This window comes from Exiguobacterium sp. s48, assembly GCF_018617395.1.
GTDB lineage: Bacteria > Bacillota > Bacilli > Exiguobacteriales > Exiguobacteriaceae > Exiguobacterium.
On record NZ_JACSKC010000001.1, the window covers coordinates 1,174,748 to 1,191,711 of the forward strand.

Sequence of the window (16,964 nt, forward strand, 5' to 3'; positions counted from 1 at the left end):
AAAAATGCATAGGGTATCTCACAAAGCAGTCACTTGATGAATGAATGAAGCTTTATTCAAAGCCATTGTTACCGTTTTCACTCATTAATTGTGCCAATTTGATGATATTTGTTCGCACGTCCTTGAATCAGCTCGGGAGTTGCTTTCGCGAGCAACTCATTCATGTGCTGTAATAAGACAGGTTTCAAGAGTGACGACTGTAGTGACACATCAACGTGTGCCCCCCCATACACTTCTCCGACCACTTCATCTACAATCCCTAGATTGTATAAATCTTGTGCTGTAATCTTCATCGTTTCTGCCGCACGTTCCGCTTGTTTCGCGTCTTTCCACAACAGTGCCGCTGCACCTTCTGGCGAGATCACCGAATACGTACTGTTCTCAAGCATCAATAGACGGTCACACACACCAATTCCAAGCGCACCGCCTGAACCACCTTCCCCAATGACAACGGAGACGATTGGTACTTTCAACGTCGCCATCTCAAATAAGTTGCGAGCGATCGCTTCACTTTGCCCTCGTTCTTCAGCAGCTTTCCCAGGATAAGCTCCTTTCGTGTCAATGAACGTCAAAATAGGACGGTTGAATTTTTCGGCTTGTTTCATGAAACGCAGCGCTTTTCGGTAACCCTCTGGATGGGGCATCCCAAAGTTTCGTTTCATATTTTCTTTCGTGTTCCGACCGCGTTGATGACCAATGATCGTTACCGGAACACCTTCAAACGTCGCAAGTCCAGAGACGATTGCCGCATCATCATATCCATGTCGGTCTCCATGGAGTTCCATAAAGTCCGGGAATAAATGATGGATGTAATCGAGTGTTGTCGGACGTTTTGGGTTTCGCGCTAATTGCACGCGGTCCCACGGTTTCATATTCCCATAAATATCTTTTTCTAATCGGTCGAGCTTTAACTCGAGATGACGGATTTCACGTGATAAATCGATGCCTTTGGTTTCAGCTGTCTCCCGCAATTTATTCAACTGCTCGGTCACTTCTTTGATTGGGTCAAACATGACGAACACCCCCATCGTGTAATCCAATCATCTTCTTCAAAAACGAACGCATCTGCTCTCGATGAATGACAGCGTCTAGTTGTCCAGACTCGAGTAAAAACTCGGCCGTCTGAAAGTTCTCCGGCAGTTTTTCACGAATCGTCTGTTCGATGATCCGGCGTCCGGCAAAACCAATCAGTGCTCCAGGTTCCGCAACATTTAAGTCACCTAACATCGCAAAGCTCGCTGACACCCCACCTGTCGTCGGGTGTGTCAGATATGCAATATACAAAAGTCCTGCCTCGTCATGCTCTTTCAATGCGATTGACGTATTCGCCATTTGCATCAAGCTGACCATTCCTTCTTGCATTCGCGCTCCGCCTGAAGCAGTGAATAACACGACTGGAAGTTCGAGCGATGTGGCGGTACGAACGGCTGACGCAATCGCTTCTCCAACGTATGCACCCATCGATCCCATACGGAATCTCGAGTCCATCACACACACGACGAGTGGGAGTCCATCGATCGTCGCTTTTCCGCAAACGACGGCTTCTTCAATCCCTGTGCGTTCTCGATCTTTTGTCAGCTTCTCCTCATAGTCAGGGAAGTTGAGTGGGTTCGATTTGACAGATGGTCCTTCAAAGCGTTCAAACGATCCCTCATCGACTAGCATATCAATCCGTTCCTGTGCCTGGAGCGGGAAATGGTAGCCGCAATCACACACTTTATGATTTTCGTTAAGCTGTTTTGTATAATGCATATATTTACAAGATGGGCATTTCGTCATCAAACCCTGTGGTGCGTCAATTTTTGGTCCTCGTTGACGCAATGGCATATATCGTTTCGGTTTCTTGAAAAAAGCAGTCATCGCTTCCCCCTCGTTCATTCCGGCATCCCCATTCCACGCCACGTCTCGATTAACAACTTTCGTTCCTCGAGCGTGTATAAATCCCCAACGTCTAATCCGTCAAAAAATCGATTGACTTCGTTCCAAATTCGAATGAACAACTCATTCTCCAACTGAAAGATGAGTTGCTGACGAAACAGGCGATCGTCAGCAATCACTCTCTCTAAATCAGTAAGTCGTTCACTCGTCGGTTTCACTTCTGTGAACGCCATGCGCTCCAATAGTCGGAGCATCTCAACGATATCGGTCGCTTTCGTCTGTTTGGTCACGATGAATTCCGATAAGATTTCAATATACTTGTGTCTGTCTTGTTCACATAAGAACGTCCCACCTCCACGCCTTGTCTCCACAATGCCTAAAAAGCTGAGTGCTCGTAACGCTTCGCGAACTGAGGCACGGCTGATCGACAGTGTCTCGGCAAGTTCTCGTTCGGACGGTAGCCGATCTCCTGGAACTAATGACGATTGGACGATTAATTTTCGTATTTTAGAAATATTCTCGTGAAATGTGGATGCGTGTTTTTCATGCATCTGACCGTTCAACTCCCTTTTTTGAATCACGTAACATATATAAGTGGTCAGACCAATTAGTGCGATTATATCACTTTTTAGGACTTGGTACTAGTTTCTGGACCAACCATTTTTGTATCGATACGCTTCAAGACAACATTTTCTTCCCCGAACCGCCTCTTTGCCTCTGCTATATATTCCTCGTTAGAATTGATGGAAAAAGCCGAAGCCAGTTGCTTTACTTCTCGCGTATCCGTAAATTGGCAGATGACCGGAACATCGCCTAGTGAACGCTGAATCCAGTCTTCTAGTTCTGAGAATCGGTCAACGGTGAGCCGAACGAATAACGCATGTCCATGTAATGGGCGAACTCGCTCGACAATCAATTGTTTACGTCCATCACGTTCGTTCGTGTGCACTTCAAGTAGTAATATATTTCCGATGTAGAGCGATCGACCAAACTGAGCGAACGTTCGTGGGAAAACGACAACTTCTTCCTGAGACATCCCATCGTCCACCATCATGACACCCATCCGTTCTTGTTTTTTCGTCATAAATGTACGTACGTCATCTACATATACGACTAAATAACCATTCGATGCGTTCATGATCTCTTCAATCGTCGAGAGTTTAACGCCGACGTTTGGAATCGAGGTTAGTGGAGAATGCACGACCCACGTCCCGAGCGCCTCCCTTTCTTCTTCAGACCAATTCGGTTCGTTCACTTTCTTTTGTTTGAGTCCGAGTGAAGATAATTCATCCGGCAAAAAGTGTGTACCTGCTTCTTCTCGCAAACGCTCCACTGCTTCAAAGGCACTCGTTCGATTTCCATGGTACATTCTGTCAAGGGCACCTGCCCCGAGCAAACGACGCAATTTGAGCTGGTCTTTCTGTCTCCAATCCATCATTTCTTGAAGCGCTCTGACATCTTTCACTTGTCCGTTCAACTCAATCAGTCGCTCGACCTCACGTTTGGTCAGACCTTGAATCGCTTTTAATCCAAGACGGACACCTGGCCCTTCAAGCGTCGCGTCAGCATGACCATGTAAGACGTCTGGTGGATACACTGGGATCTGTTCTTTTCTAAGCAATTTGACAAGTTCACTCGTTTTTTCCGATGTCACGACATGGAAGACACGAGGATAATGAGCCTTTACATAAGCCAATCGATAGCTGATCATACTGTAGGCGACCGCATGAGAACGGTTAAATCCGTATCCTGCGAACTTTTCAATCCACGAAAAGATTTGCGTCAGAACATCTTTGTCTCCTGCTTTTGCCTGATTTAAAAATCGTTCCCGCTCCCGCTCAATCATACCGACCTCTTTTTTAGCGATGGCACGTCTGACTAAATCCGCTTCCGCGTAGGAGTACCCCCCTAATTTACGAAGCAGTTTCATCACTTGCTCCTGATAGACGAGTACTCCGTATGTCGGTTTCATAATCTCCTCTACGTCTGGATGGACAGGTTGATAAGGCATCCCATGTTTTCGTTTCGCATACGTTTCGATGAACTGCATCGGCCCCGGCCGATAGAGGGACATTGTGACAACGATATCCTCAAATTCAGTTGGCTTCACTTGCCGAAGTGCTTGCTTCATCCCTGTCGATTCAAATTGGAAGATGCCATCCGTTTCCCCTCTAGCAAGCAGGCGATATGTTTTTGCATCGTTCAATGGGATTGTTTTTAAGGAGAATAAGGCATCATTCTCACGAATCAACTCTTCCATTTGTCGTAAACGCGTCAAATTACGTAATCCGAGCAAATCAATTTTCAAGAGCCCGATTTTTTCCAAATCCTTCATATTATATTGGGTCACACGTTCATCTAGTTCAGGCTGGAGCGGGGTCACTTCTTCAATCGGTTGACGACTGAGGACGATTCCGGCTGCGTGAACGGAAGATTGACGTGGTAATCCTTCTAACTGTTTCGCAATCCGCAACAGTTGTTGACGCTTTTGGCTACCTGCGAACCATTTCATCTGTTTCGAGTTCGACATCAACTCGTCTAGTCCACCCGTCTTCACTTGTTTACTCGCCGCCTGACCTTCCTCGAGCGTCATGCCGAGCGCTCTCGCAACGTCACGAATTGCCGCCTTCGCCCCAAATGTGGCAAGCGTTCCGATTTGAGCCGCATGATCTTGACCATATTTCGACAGTACATAAGAGACCACTTCTTCTCGACGCTCGTCCTCAAAGTCGAGGTCGATGTCCGGCATCGACACCCGTTCCGGATTTAAAAATCGTTCAAAGAGTAAACCATATCGAACCGGGTCGATTTCTGTAATGTGAAGGGCAAAACTGACGAGAGAACCGGCAGCAGACCCCCGACCTGGACCGACTTCAATCCCTGACTCTCGGGCAAATCGGATGATGTCCTCAACAATCAAGAAGTAAGAAGAAAATCCGGTCTTTGCAATCACTTCTAGTTCGAACTTCGCTCGTTCAATATAAGGTTCCTTTAAAAGCTCCAACGCCTTTAATCGTTCAGCGACAAGACGTTTTAACGTTTGATCTGCATCCGGTATCTCCGGGATGGCTACTTCCGCGGTTGGAAGCTGTTCGAGCTGAATGCTTTTCTCGAATCGATCCAATTGTGCTAACTCTTCCATCGTGAACCAGTCATTCATCTCACTTGGCAATCGAACGTGTAGTCCTTTTTGTCTCACATCTTCATTCGACAACACTTCTCCCTCACGGATGGCAGAGATCGCCCGGAAACCTTCCACGTCTTCCGGTTTCATATATCTCGTTTCAGGGGCCGGAATCAACTGAACCGCTAACTCTTCACGCATGAGGCGAAGTTGTTTCAATACTTGCACTTGTTCTGTCGTTTGAGGTGCAGGGAGTCCAAGCCACAGCTTCTCTTCATCCACGAACGACAAGAGTTGATGATAAAGGCGACGTCGGTGAACCGGGTCGCTCGCTTTCCAATTTTCAGGCAGAACAATAAGCGGCATCGATGTTCGACCATCAATCCCTCCCGCTTGGATGAATCGATATTGTTCCTGAATCTCGGCTTTATTCGAAGCGTAGACAAGAACCGATATGTCTAATCCATCTAAGCGAAGGACCGTCCTCAATCCGATGAGTGGTTTCACCTCATATCGCTTGCATAAAGATAGAAATGTCGGGACACCATAAAAGGCATCATCTGCGATTGCGACGGCGCGACTTCCCCGTTCAGTCATCTGCATGACATATTGTTCTAATCGAAGCGTACTTTGTAGTAAGCTATAAGCAGTTCTAACATTTAGATGAATCATCGATGTCCTCCTCTCTATTTAAACGAATTGTCAAACTCAATTCATCCCTTCTCTGATACAATAATTATAGACAATATTCATGATAAAAGGGGGTAAAAGCGTATGATTATCAATCGGGGACAAATCGCACGTGATAAGTTAGAAAAATTACAGAACGGTCAGACCGTATTTGCGGACAGTCCAGAAATCATTGAGCGGCTTCGAAAATACATCACCGAGTATCAACTCGATGTCGTCGAGGATGTGACGGAGCGTGGCACTTGGTTCATCCCACAAGAAGATGGAGACAAATAAAGAGAGCTGACCTCGGTCAGCTCTCTTTATTTTCTTCAAACGTGAATCCCTTCGCCACTTCATTCAATGCCGAAATGACGTCATCCATCTCATCCCAAGTGTCGATCGTGGCACCCGCCGCCATCGGATGACCGCCCCCACGATATCGTTTGGCAACTTCATTGATGACCGGACCTTTCGACCGAATCCGGACACGAATCTCCTCTTTGTTTTCCACGAACATGACCCAACATTTCAAGCCTTCTAAACCGGAAAAACTATTGACGAGTTGGGACGCCGCTTCCGGAGAGGCATGGAACGTACGAAGTACATCTTTGTCAATCTTCACATATCCGACCCCTTCATCCGTCACGTTGACATGTTGAAGCACGTATCCTTGAAGTTGCAGGGTCGCCAAATTCGTTTTATACATATGTCGATAGAGTTTATTCGTATCGATGTCTTTCGCAATTAAAGTTGAGGCGATTTCAAACGTCCGTGCCGTGGCGTTTCGGAATTGGAATCGCCCTGTATCGCCTACGATGCCTGCATAGAGCAAGAATGCCGCTTCTTGGTCGATTGGATATCCCCAACGGTCCGCGAGTTCCGCAATCATCTCAGACGTCGAGCTGACCGTCGTGTCTACAATCTGGGTCATCGCATACGGGTCTTCATCAGGGTGATGATCGATTTTGATGATTGTCTTTCCTTTCAACGCGAATGGTCCATCGATTCGTTCATGATTGGCTGTGTCGAGAATCAACACGAGAGCATCCCGGTACATCTCTTCCTCAACGTGTTCCATCTTGCCCAAAAACTCGAGGTCGGGTACCATGCCACCGACCACATAAATTTGTTTATCTGGATGGACCGATTTCAAAATATGTTGTAACCCTAATTGACTCCCTAGTGCATCAGGGTCTGGTCGGACGTGGCGATGAATGAAAATGGTGCTTGCCGCTTCGATTTCCGATTTGATTGTTTCTGCTTCCTGCCATTGCGTCATGATGATTCCTCACTTTCCTCCACACTCTTATGGTATGATGATAACAGATTACGAGATAGAAAGGGGTTCCTTCACTTGCAACTTGTCATGATTGGACTCATTTTGTTCGCGCTCGGAGCTTACTTAGTCTTCAAGCGCCGTGCCTTTTTGACAAAGACACCGAACCGAAAAGCCTTGTTCAATACTCAGGCCTTGATTTGGTTAAGTTTATTCCTCGCACTGTTCGCCGCAAACCAAATGGTCGGTGGCTTCGGACTCAATTCGACTGTCGGTTGGATTGTCAGTATCGTCATGCTCATTGTCGGTCTTGGTAACGCGATTGTCGGATTCATCCGTTATCGGAAGATCTATCCACTCGCCGCAGAAGAACCGACGAATACGCCATCATGAACAAGAGCACCTGCTACTCGATGTAGCAGGTGCTCTTTTCTTTACCGATCGATAAGTTGTGCCGTGACGAGCGCTTTGGCAACAAGTTGAGTCCCTTGCGTCATTTCCACATCCACTTTCCCGAACTTCCGTCCGAGATCGAAGACGTTGGCCGACACCCGGATCTGACTTTCAATTTGAATTGGTTTCATGAAATAGACCGTGATGTTCTCAACCACCAAATCCCCTTTTTTCATGTGGCGCAGACTACGCGTCGCCCCTTCAACCAATAAGGTCGTCAGCACGCCAGATGAGGCAGTCCCCATATGACTCGTCATCTGAGGTGCGACTTCGACCGTGAAGGCCGTCCCGTTCGATGTAGGATCTTCTTTCAATTGGTTCGTGATCATATTATCAAACGTTTCACCGACTTGCGGTTGACGATTTGCAAGTTGAAGTGCCTTCAGCACGTCTTGACGGCTAATGATTCCGAGCAATCGTCCATAGTTGTCGACGACAGGAAGCATTTCAATCCCTTCCCATACCATCTGATGGGCCGCATTGGTTACGCTCGTTTGGACGCCTACTGTAATCGGACTTTTCGTCATGACCTTTTCGATATCATGGTCATGAGGTTTGTCGATGACGTCCTTCGCTGTAATCACACCGACCACCTTCATCTGTTCATCGATGACGGGATAACGGTTATGTTTCGTTCGCTCGTTCAATTCGTGCCAACGTTTCACCGTGTCATCGGACTTCAGGTAGAATGTGTCGTGAAGCGGAATGACGATATCTGAGACGAGTAAAATTTCTTTTTTGATCAATCGGTCATAAATTGCGCGGTTAATCATTGTCGCAACGGTAAAACTGTCATAAGATGTGGAGATGACTGGCATATCATATTTGTCCGCCATTCGTTTCACTTCATCCGTCGTATCAAATCCCCCTGTGATCAAGACGGCCCCACCTGATTGCAGGACAAGTTCATGCGCTTTTTCACGGTTCCCGATAATGACGAGCGAGTCGACATCGATATACCGCATCATCGCTTCAAGCTTCATGGCACCGATTACAAATTTTGATAACGTCTTGTGTAAGCCGTTCCGACCGCCCAATACTTGTCCATCGACGATATTGACGACTTCAGCGAATGTGAGTTTTTCAATATTTTCTTTATGTTTTCGTTTAATCCGGATCGTCCCCACTCGTTCAATGGTGGACACGAAGCCGAGGTTCTCAGCTTCCTTGATGGCTCGGTAGGCCGTACCTTCTGAAACCGCTAACTCTTTAGCGATTTGACGGACCGAAATTTTTGACCCAACATCGAGTGACTCGATATGTGCTATGATCTGTTCATGTTTTGTGGTCATACTCGGAGTCCCTTCTCTCAATACATTTTCTACTCATTCCAGTATACTGTATCAGTCAAAGTTGTTCAAACTGTACCAATCAAATTGCAACATTTCCTTTCTGTTTTCGAAACCGCTATAATAGACACGTAGTCAACGTAAGAGGTAGAAGGGAAGGGATTCATTTTGAATCAACGTACCAATCAAATTGCACAATCTTTAGCGACAAAAGGATTAGATGCGGCGTTCATCACATCGAAGGCATCCGTGTTTTACTTTTCGGGAGTCTATGCGGAAGCTCACGAGCGTCTCATTGCCATCTTGGTCCTCAAAAACGGTACAACCGCCATCATTTGTCCGGCTCTCGAAAAAGGGATTGTCGAAGCTAGTGAATGGTCAGGTGAGATCGTGACGTACATGGACCATGAAAACCCATGGGACAGAATCGTCAAACTGTTCCTCGATAACCAAATCGTTCCTGAACGAATCGGAATCGAAGGTGAGCATTTAACCTTTAATCGTGTTGAGCAACTTCGCGCCGGTTTTGCAGGTCTTTCGATTATCGACTTGACCGACGAACTCCAAACGTTACGCATGATCAAGTCACCGGATGAAGTCCGTGTGATGAAACGTGCCGCTGAACTGGCTGATATGGCAATTGAAGCCGGAATCCGTTCACTCCGCGAAGGTGTGACCGAGCTTGAGGTCATCGCCGATATCGAATACGCTATGAAGCAACAAGGCGTACGTGAGATGTCATTTGATACACTCGTCTTGTTCGGTGAAAATAGCGCCGACCCTCACGGTGTACCAGGTAACAATCGCTTGAAAAAAGGTGACTTCGCCTTATTCGACCTCGGTGTCGTCTGGCAAGGATATTGTTCAGATATCACACGTACAGTCGTCTTTGGTGAAGCAAGTAAGAAACAACGCGAACTTTATGAAACGGTTCTACAAGCTGAAGAAGCAGCAATCGAGATGGCAAACGTCGGAACAACACTCGGTGCCATCGACATCGCGGCACGCCAAGTTATCACCTCTGCCGGATACGGTGAATACTTCACTCACCGAATCGGTCATGGAATTGGCATCGAAGTACACGAACATCCATCGATGGCAGCAAACAACGACATGACTGCTCAAGTCGGTATGACGTTCACAGTCGAACCGGGTATCTATTTACCAGGTGTCGGTGGTGTTCGGATTGAAGACGATCTCGTCATGACAGAAAGTGGTCCTATCACGTTGACGAGTTATCCAAAAACGCTTCAAGAGATTGAATGACAAAAAGTGCGATCCGTTCAAGGATCGCACTTTTTACATAACTTAATAGAATAATCGCATCATGACTTCTCGTTGAGGTACCTCACAGCGTTCCATCTTCTCCAAAAAGGCACGCTTGTCGTACGGTACCGCCTGAAGTTCAAGATCAAGTCCCGTTTCTCCCTCTGACAATATGGCAAAGCGAGCAAGATCATCTTTCGCCACCCCGAGTGCACCCGGATTGACGTAACGTTTGCTGTCATCTTCAAACAAATGAACAGGATGGTGATGTCCAAATAAGACGATATCTCCTGCGTTTTCACCGTACAGACGTTGCATATTTTCCAGTGTCGGTTCAAGGATTTCATGAAACGGTTCTTCGATAATTGTCGCTTCCCGCTTTTCTTTTGGGATGTGATAATGAATGCCGAACACCGTTTCGCCAGCCATCCCGTAAGACATCGTTCGAGGAAGAGAGTCAAGGACATCCGCATATTTAGTTTCCAAATGTCGTGCGACCCACTCATGGTGAAGACGTGTATGGGCATAACTTTCCGGATGCCCCTGCCCAGCCAATAGCGAGAGGACCGCTTCATCATGATTTCCAGAAATCATGTACGCTCCTCGATCGAGTAACCGCTCCATGACCGCATTCGAGTCCGGTCCCATCGCAATCATGTCACCGAGTGACAAGATGACGTCGACCCGTTCCCTATCCATAACTTGAAGAACGGCTTGTAACGCTTCGAGATTCCCGTGAACGTCTGTGATTACTCCAATCTTCATCGCTTCCCCCTCACTTCCGATACTGATGGACGACGTTGACCCCACCCGTCACATCAATGACGGCTCCCGTGATCATATCCGAATCTTCTTGTAATAAGAAAGAAATTAAACGCGCAATATCTTCTCCGGTACCGTGTCGACCAACCGGAGTCCCTTCATCCACTTCTGCTTCTTTAATTCGCATCTCTTTTTGAGATCCGACGATATTTCCCGGGTTGACCATGTTCACCGTAATTCCGAACGGTGCCTCTTCTAATGCGACCGATTTCGTCAAACTGACGAGTCCTGTCTTTGCAGCGGCAAATGCAGAACGATGAATCCAGCCAGGTGCCGTCCCACTTTCCGGAAAACCGTATGAGATGATGCGTCCGAAGCGATTCGATCGCATCGAAGGAATCACACGACGCATCAGCCAAAACGAGGCGGATAGATTGCCGATCAATACTTCGTCCCATTCTTCATCCGACAATTCGACGAGCGGTTTTCTTTCGAAAATGTATGGTCCCGCGTTTAAAATCAAGGCACTCGGTTCACCAAATCGCTCGACTGCCTCTTCATAAGCCAAGAGCAGTTGATTACGGTCGGTCAACCCCGCCTCAATCATATGTATTCGTTCATGTTCCCAATCAATGGGGTTACGCTGCAGGATGCTGACGTGCCAACCCTCGTGCAAAAGCCGTTCTGTCACGACACGACCGATCCCTTTTGCCCCAGATGTAATCATCACATGTTTCATCGCCCTACCTCCTTCGCTTTATTTTACCTGTTCTTTCACATGAATTCCAAACTTGGACATGTCGTGAACAAAGTCATGAAAAAATTCACTCCTTTTCATGGCGAAACAGCGTGAAAACTGAAAGAAGTGGTATACTATATATGTAAGCCGAACGTATATTTCGAGCGAAAGGTTGGGATTTACATGGCAATTGTATACAAACACATTTTATCTGCCGTTGATGGATCGAAAGAGGCAGAACGTGCATTTGAAACAGCGATCGATGTCGCGATTCGTAACGAAGGAAAATTGTACGTTGGTCATGTGATTGATACGCGTACGTTTGCGACTGTTGAAGCTTATGACCGAACAATCACCGAACGCGCTGAGACATATGCGAAAGAATTACTTGAAGACTATGTGAAGCGCGCGAAAGAGCGTGGCGTAAAAGAAGTTGAGACCGTAATTGAATACGGTTCTCCTAAAGTGACAATCGCGAAAAAGATTGCGCCTAACCATGATATTGATCTTATTATTTGTGGCGCGACTGGTCTTAACGCCGTCGAACGTTTCTTTATCGGAAGTGTATCTGAAAGTATCGTCCGATATGCAAAATGCGACGTTCTCATTGTCCGCCAATAATCATTCATGCACAAAAAAGGGTCTTGCCGATGCAAGACCCTTTTACTATTGATCACAACACTTTGACCGTGACCGTTTTGCGACCGAATTGAATCGCCGCACTATGTGAATACATTAAGATATCGATTTTGTTTCCTTTAATCGCCCCACCCGTATCGGCCGCTGTATACGTGCCGAGTAACTTACTCCCCACGTAAACTTGAACTTTTGTTCCGAGCGGGATGACGCGTGGGTCAACCGCGATGACGTTGCGTTTTTGAGTACGAACGTTCCATCCGAGTGCCGTTTTTCCAGAACAACCTTTGCAATACGGTGTATAAGCAGATGCTTTCATCGTATATGTTTTCACGCTTGCTGGTTTGATTGGTTTAGGCGCACTCACTGAACGTAAGTTCTTTGTAGGAATCCATCCAGCTTTCCCTTTATAGTTCACACGAATCCAAGCGCCTCGAGAACCCGTCCGTTGAAGACGATCACTCGCTGTCATCTTTCCAATCACTCGTGCATTTGATTTCCCTTCAGCATAAATCATCTTCGAACCCGACTTTGTCGCAACATATACTTTCTTAGTTGCTGCCTCTACTTGTGAAGATGGTAAAGAAAATGCAAATACGGCGATTGCGAGAAGTAAGAGCGTCATGATTTTTTTCAACATACGTTTTTCGTCCTCTCTTCGTCAATTTGTTTATCCTTTGAGATCGACCCATATGTAACAGGTGATTCATAGCTTTTCAATGAATATTTCGTCCAGATAACTATATGCTGAAATATCCGTCAGTGCCGTTACACTTCCTGTTCATTTGAGTGACACAAACATTACAAATTGATGTCAAAACGGACGGTTTATCACACGATAAGAGTGATTTGAAACGAAGTAGAGATATTTATATGAATTTACATCCAATAAATGGTTTATTCATGACGCAAGTATTACAAAACGATGTAAATAAGGCGCCTAATATTACAACAGAGAAAACCATTGTCCTATTTGAATGATCCTGGATTAGGTAAAAAGACTCAGAAAAACCCCACGTCACACAATGTAACGTGGGGTTTGTTTCAACTTATGCGTGTGCTTCGACAAGGTTTGCGATGCGAACCGTGTCACGAGCGATGACCAATTCTTCGTTTGTTGGGATGATGATGACCTTAACCGGTGAATGCGGGTAGTTGATGAACAACTCTTTGCCGCGAGCTCCGTTGTTAAGGGATGGATCCCAGTAGACGCCCATGAATTCGAGACCACGAAGGATACGTTCACGGATGACGTCTGAGTTCTCACCGACACCTGCTGTGAAGATGATGGCGTCGACACCATTCATTTCAGCCGCATATTGACCGATGTAACCGTGAATACGGTTTGAGAAGATTTTCAACGAGACTTCTGCACGGTGGTTACCTTCTGCAGCCGCTTGCTCGATGTCACGCAAGTCACTTGAGATACCAGAGAGACCGTATACGCCAGACTCTTTGTTCATGACGTTCAATACGTCTTCAGCAGATTTTCCTGTTTTTTGCATCAAGAACGGAATGAGGGCCGGGTCCAATGAACCTGAACGTGTTCCCATCGTGATTCCTTCAAGAGGTGTGAAGCCCATCGTTGTATCGATTGAACGTCCACCTGCAACTGCCGCGATTGACGCACCGCTACCGAGGTGACAAGAAATCAAACGTAAGTCTTCAAGCGGACGACCAAGAAGTTCTGCCGCACGCTGTGTGACATACTTGTGGCTCGTTCCGTGGAAACCATACTTACGTACGCCATGTTCCGTATAGTATTCATAAGGAAGACTGTACAAGAAGTTCTCTTCAGGCATTGATTGATGGAACGCTGTATCGAATACCGCTACTTGTGGGACATTCGGCAAAATGGCCTGGAATGCACGAATACCTGTCAAGTTTGGTGGGATATGAAGGGGTCCGAGCTCTGTGAACGACTCGATGTTCTTCATGACTTCGTCGTCGATGACGACCGAATCCGCATACAACTCTTTCCCGTGTAACACACGGTGACCTACGCCAGAAATCTCATCGAACGATTGGATGATATCCAATTCGATCAATTTCTCCAACGTCAATTCAACCGCTTCTTTGTGCGTGTGAAGTGGTGTAACCACGTTGAACTTCTGTCCTTCACCGTACTTAATTGTAAAAATCGCATCTTCTTTCCCTACACGCTCTACAAGTCCGACTGCGAGCAACTCTTCCGTTGGCATCTCGAGTAACTGGAACTTGAGCGATGAACTACCAGCATTGACTGCCATAATTTTCGTCATGTCATACACCTCTTACCTTTCGTTTTAAACGCATATCTTTATCTGTTCAATTTAAAACTGATAACTGTATCATAATGAAGATACTTGATTTTGCATACCTTTTTCAAGTATTTTGTCCATTATTTTTGAGTTGTTTTGAACCAATCGTCAATCTGTTTCACCACATTGGCAACTGCTCTGACATCAGTGAATGACGGAAGTTCCACGAATAGAGCTTGTTTCGGACGTGTGACGCCTTCGCCTACTTTTTGGAGGAGCAATAAGCTTTTCGCATAACGTTCGTCCTTGAACATCGTCGTCGGAAGCTGAATGACCCCTTTGACGACGGCCTCGCGGTCCATCCATTGTTTTAATTTCCCTTCATCATCCTGTTCAAACAAATTGTTCGGAATGACGAATAGTCCGTGCCCACCCGGTTTTGTATGTCGGATTGCCTGTTCCATCATTAGGAAATGTGAATAGGAATGGCCTTCCTCTCGCTTCATGTCATACTCGGCTGCGACATCATCGTTCGGATAGTATCCGACTGGTAAATCAGCTACGGATAAATCACTCGGCTCGACAAATAAAGGAGCTAGGGCGTCTTGATGGAAATAAGAAACCGGCTCTTTTAATAAGTTACTGATTGAATAAGATAGGCGAAGTAATAACTCATCCACTTCGACCGCCTGAGCTGTCGCTTCTTTCAACTGAGAGAGGATTGCGTGTGACAAGGTACCCGTCCCACTTCCAAGGTCAAGCACTGTCGCGCCATCTTTGAGCAGTTTCGTTGCCAAGTATCCCATGAATAAACTGACCGCATCCGGCGTCGGTTGATTGTTCGGTGGCAGTTGTGTCGTTTCTTCAAGTACGAGTAGACTGACCACTTTTCGGACATCATCCATTTTCTCGTTTTCGATGTCGACATGATCAAACACTTGAACGAGCGCTTCAATCGGTAATACATCTAAGTCTTTGACGAGTTTCTTCGCTTCTTGTTTCCAATCGCGATACAGTTGTTCAAAACGTTCCATTTCGTTCATCCTTTCCATACAAAACCGGCCCCCATAAGAGGACCGGTCGGTTCACGTTCTAGTGTAAGCTATTTTAATCAATTTCGCCAAACGAATCAATTCACTTGTTCGAACGCTTGAAGCGCCGCTTCGAAATCGACCTCATTTGTCATTTCATCCATGTACTCTACGTACTGTACGACTCCATTTGAATCGACGACAAACACCGAGCGCGCGAGAAGTCGCATTTCCTCAATTAATACACCGTATGCTTTCGCAAATGAGAGATCACGATGGTCAGAGAGTGTGACCACGTTGTCTAGACCCGAAGCTGAGCACCAACGACGTTGTGCGAATGGGAGGTCGTTCGATACGGTCAAGACTGTTCCACCAAGTGAAGAAGCCTTCTCATTGAATTCACGCGTTTGTGTATCACATACGCCTGTATCAATGGAAGGAATGACACTGATTAGTTTTTTCCCCGGATAACTCGCTAATGTCACTTCTTCTAGAGCCGTCGTCAAGACGCGGAAGTCAGGCGCTTGGTCTCCCACTTTCACCGGATTCCCTTGTAGTGTCACGTTGTTCCCTTTAAATGTTGGCATGAACTCATCCCCTTTATATTAGTTACCTGTTCATCATATCGATGAAATTGAGCCTTTGACAAACTTCCTGCTTTTGGCCCTGTTTCAGTTTTCCCTATATCGGTCAGGGGAAACACGTTATAATGTAGAAGACACCATTGACAAAGGGGATGACTCAGATGAGAAATAACGTCTATTTGTACCATCGTAACGTCAACGAATTCACTAAAGAAGTGAAGAAATTAAAAGAAATCGGGGAAAAACACGGGTTCAACATCGTCAATCAGCCGGAAGATGCGAACATCATCGCTGCGGTCGGTGGAGACGGGGCCTTCTTGCAGGCTGTTCGCTACACAGGTTTTCGTCAGGATGCGATTTATGTAGGATTTGGTCGTGGATTGAACGAGTTTTATTGTGATTTCGACATACATAAACTCGATGAAATTGATCGCCTCTTCTCAGACAACTCGATGCGAATCGAAGAAGGTCTTGAAGTTCGGAAGTATCCACTTCTCTCGGCATCGATTAACGAATCGACACCACTTCTTTGTTTAAATGAAGCTTCAATTAAATCGAGTATCATCAAATCACTCGCAATTGAGGTATACATCGACGATTTACATTTCGAGACATTCCGTGGGGACGGAATGGTCGTGTCGACACCGACTGGATCGACCGCCTACAACAAATCGCTCAGCGGAGCGGTCGTCGATCCGCTCATCCCATGTATGCAAGTGAGTGAAATCGCCTCGGTCAACAACAACCGTTACCGCACACTCGGTTCATCATTCATCGTACATGATTCGCGTAAGTTATCACTTCGTATTGTCGAGGACGGAAACGATTATCCGATTATCGGGATGGACAATGAAGCCCTCAGCTTGAAATATACGGACCGGATCGACATTGAACTCTCGGACAAAGTCATTAAGACTGTCAAACTTCGGAATAACTCGTTCTGGCATAAAGTGCAACGTTCATTCTTCTAAATATGAAAGAGGAGTCACGCATCCCGATTGGATGAATGGCTCC

General features: G+C 46.2%; 17 protein-coding genes. 5 read left to right on the plus strand and 12 right to left on the minus strand.

From position 1 onward, the window contains the following. Positions 1-77: 77 nt before the first annotated feature. The 4 genes from KNO66_RS06060 to dnaE form a co-directional block, all read right to left on the minus strand. Positions 78-1,013: an acetyl-CoA carboxylase carboxyl transferase subunit alpha gene (locus KNO66_RS06060; RefSeq protein WP_214741343.1), complete on the minus strand. Its 936-nt coding sequence runs from the start codon at positions 1,011-1,013 to the stop codon at positions 78-80. After that, on the minus strand, positions 1,006-1,860 hold the full coding sequence (accD, locus tag KNO66_RS06065; RefSeq protein WP_214742395.1) for an acetyl-CoA carboxylase, carboxyltransferase subunit beta: 855 nt from the start codon (positions 1,858-1,860) through the stop codon (positions 1,006-1,008). Before accD ends, KNO66_RS06060 begins: the two co-directional genes overlap by 8 nt. Before the next feature lie 14 nt (positions 1,861-1,874). Continuing rightward, the gene (locus KNO66_RS06070) at positions 1,875-2,429 is read right to left on the minus strand and encodes a FadR/GntR family transcriptional regulator (RefSeq protein ID WP_214741345.1); all 555 of its coding nucleotides are present in this window, start codon (positions 2,427-2,429) and stop codon (positions 1,875-1,877) included. A 77-nt stretch (positions 2,430-2,506) separates the two neighbouring features. Then, on the minus strand, positions 2,507-5,674 hold the full coding sequence (dnaE, locus tag KNO66_RS06075; protein WP_214741347.1) for a DNA polymerase III subunit alpha: 3,168 nt from the start codon (positions 5,672-5,674) through the stop codon (positions 2,507-2,509). A gap of 102 nt (positions 5,675-5,776) precedes the next feature. On the opposite strand from dnaE, the gene KNO66_RS06080 reads away from it, so the two are divergent. Beyond that, complete coding sequence (locus KNO66_RS06080; RefSeq protein WP_214741349.1) at positions 5,777-5,968, plus strand: YtzJ family protein; 192 nt, start codon at positions 5,777-5,779, stop codon at positions 5,966-5,968. A gap of 16 nt (positions 5,969-5,984) precedes the next feature. On the opposite strand, the gene KNO66_RS06085 is transcribed toward KNO66_RS06080, so the two are convergent. After that, complete coding sequence (locus KNO66_RS06085) at positions 5,985-6,953, minus strand: DHH family phosphoesterase (RefSeq protein WP_214741351.1); 969 nt, start codon at positions 6,951-6,953, stop codon at positions 5,985-5,987. Between the two features lie 87 nt (positions 6,954-7,040). Between KNO66_RS06085 and KNO66_RS06090 the strand changes: the two genes are divergently transcribed. Then, positions 7,041-7,343: a YtpI family protein gene (locus KNO66_RS06090; RefSeq protein WP_214741353.1), complete on the plus strand. Its 303-nt coding sequence runs from the start codon at positions 7,041-7,043 to the stop codon at positions 7,341-7,343. Positions 7,344-7,384: 41 nt separating this feature from the next. On the opposite strand, the gene KNO66_RS06095 is transcribed toward KNO66_RS06090, so the two are convergent. Continuing rightward, complete coding sequence (locus KNO66_RS06095; RefSeq protein ID WP_214741360.1) at positions 7,385-8,695, minus strand: DRTGG domain-containing protein; 1,311 nt, start codon at positions 8,693-8,695, stop codon at positions 7,385-7,387. 165 nt (positions 8,696-8,860) lie between these two features. Between KNO66_RS06095 and KNO66_RS06100 the strand changes: the two genes are divergently transcribed. Then, entirely contained in the window at positions 8,861-9,958 is a 1,098-nt protein-coding gene (locus tag KNO66_RS06100; RefSeq protein ID WP_214741362.1) for a M24 family metallopeptidase, read from the plus strand. Between the two features lie 42 nt (positions 9,959-10,000). Here the strand turns inward: KNO66_RS06100 and KNO66_RS06105 are convergent, their stop codons facing one another. Together KNO66_RS06105 and KNO66_RS06110 are read right to left on the minus strand one after the other, a co-directional pair. Continuing rightward, complete coding sequence (locus KNO66_RS06105) at positions 10,001-10,723, minus strand: metallophosphoesterase family protein (protein ID WP_214741364.1); 723 nt, start codon at positions 10,721-10,723, stop codon at positions 10,001-10,003. A 10-nt stretch (positions 10,724-10,733) separates the two neighbouring features. Next, positions 10,734-11,459, minus strand: a complete 726-nt coding sequence (locus KNO66_RS06110) for an SDR family oxidoreductase (protein ID WP_214741366.1) — start codon at positions 11,457-11,459, stop codon at positions 10,734-10,736. 183 nt (positions 11,460-11,642) lie between these two features. Here KNO66_RS06110 and KNO66_RS06115 point away from each other — a divergent pair, with 183 nt between their 5' ends. Then, positions 11,643-12,080 (plus strand): universal stress protein, encoded by a 438-nt coding sequence (locus KNO66_RS06115; RefSeq protein WP_214741368.1) that lies wholly within the window; start codon positions 11,643-11,645, stop codon positions 12,078-12,080. A gap of 52 nt (positions 12,081-12,132) precedes the next feature. On the opposite strand, the gene KNO66_RS14935 is transcribed toward KNO66_RS06115, so the two are convergent. The 4 genes from KNO66_RS14935 to tpx form a co-directional block, all read right to left on the minus strand. After that, positions 12,133-12,735 (minus strand): 3D domain-containing protein, encoded by a 603-nt coding sequence (locus KNO66_RS14935; RefSeq protein ID WP_214741370.1) that lies wholly within the window; start codon positions 12,733-12,735, stop codon positions 12,133-12,135. 409 nt (positions 12,736-13,144) lie between these two features. Next, positions 13,145-14,356, minus strand: coding sequence for an acetate kinase (locus KNO66_RS06125; protein ID WP_012726734.1), 1,212 nt, complete (start codon positions 14,354-14,356; stop codon positions 13,145-13,147). Positions 14,357-14,475: 119 nt separating this feature from the next. After that, complete coding sequence (locus tag KNO66_RS06130; protein WP_214741372.1) at positions 14,476-15,369, minus strand: class I SAM-dependent methyltransferase; 894 nt, start codon at positions 15,367-15,369, stop codon at positions 14,476-14,478. A gap of 95 nt (positions 15,370-15,464) precedes the next feature. Next, positions 15,465-15,953, minus strand: a complete 489-nt coding sequence (gene tpx, locus KNO66_RS06135; protein ID WP_214741374.1) for a thiol peroxidase — start codon at positions 15,951-15,953, stop codon at positions 15,465-15,467. 149 nt (positions 15,954-16,102) lie between these two features. Between tpx and KNO66_RS06140 the strand changes: the two genes are divergently transcribed. Next, positions 16,103-16,921, plus strand: coding sequence for an NAD kinase (locus KNO66_RS06140; protein WP_214741377.1), 819 nt, complete (start codon positions 16,103-16,105; stop codon positions 16,919-16,921). Positions 16,922-16,964: the final 43 nt, after the last annotated feature.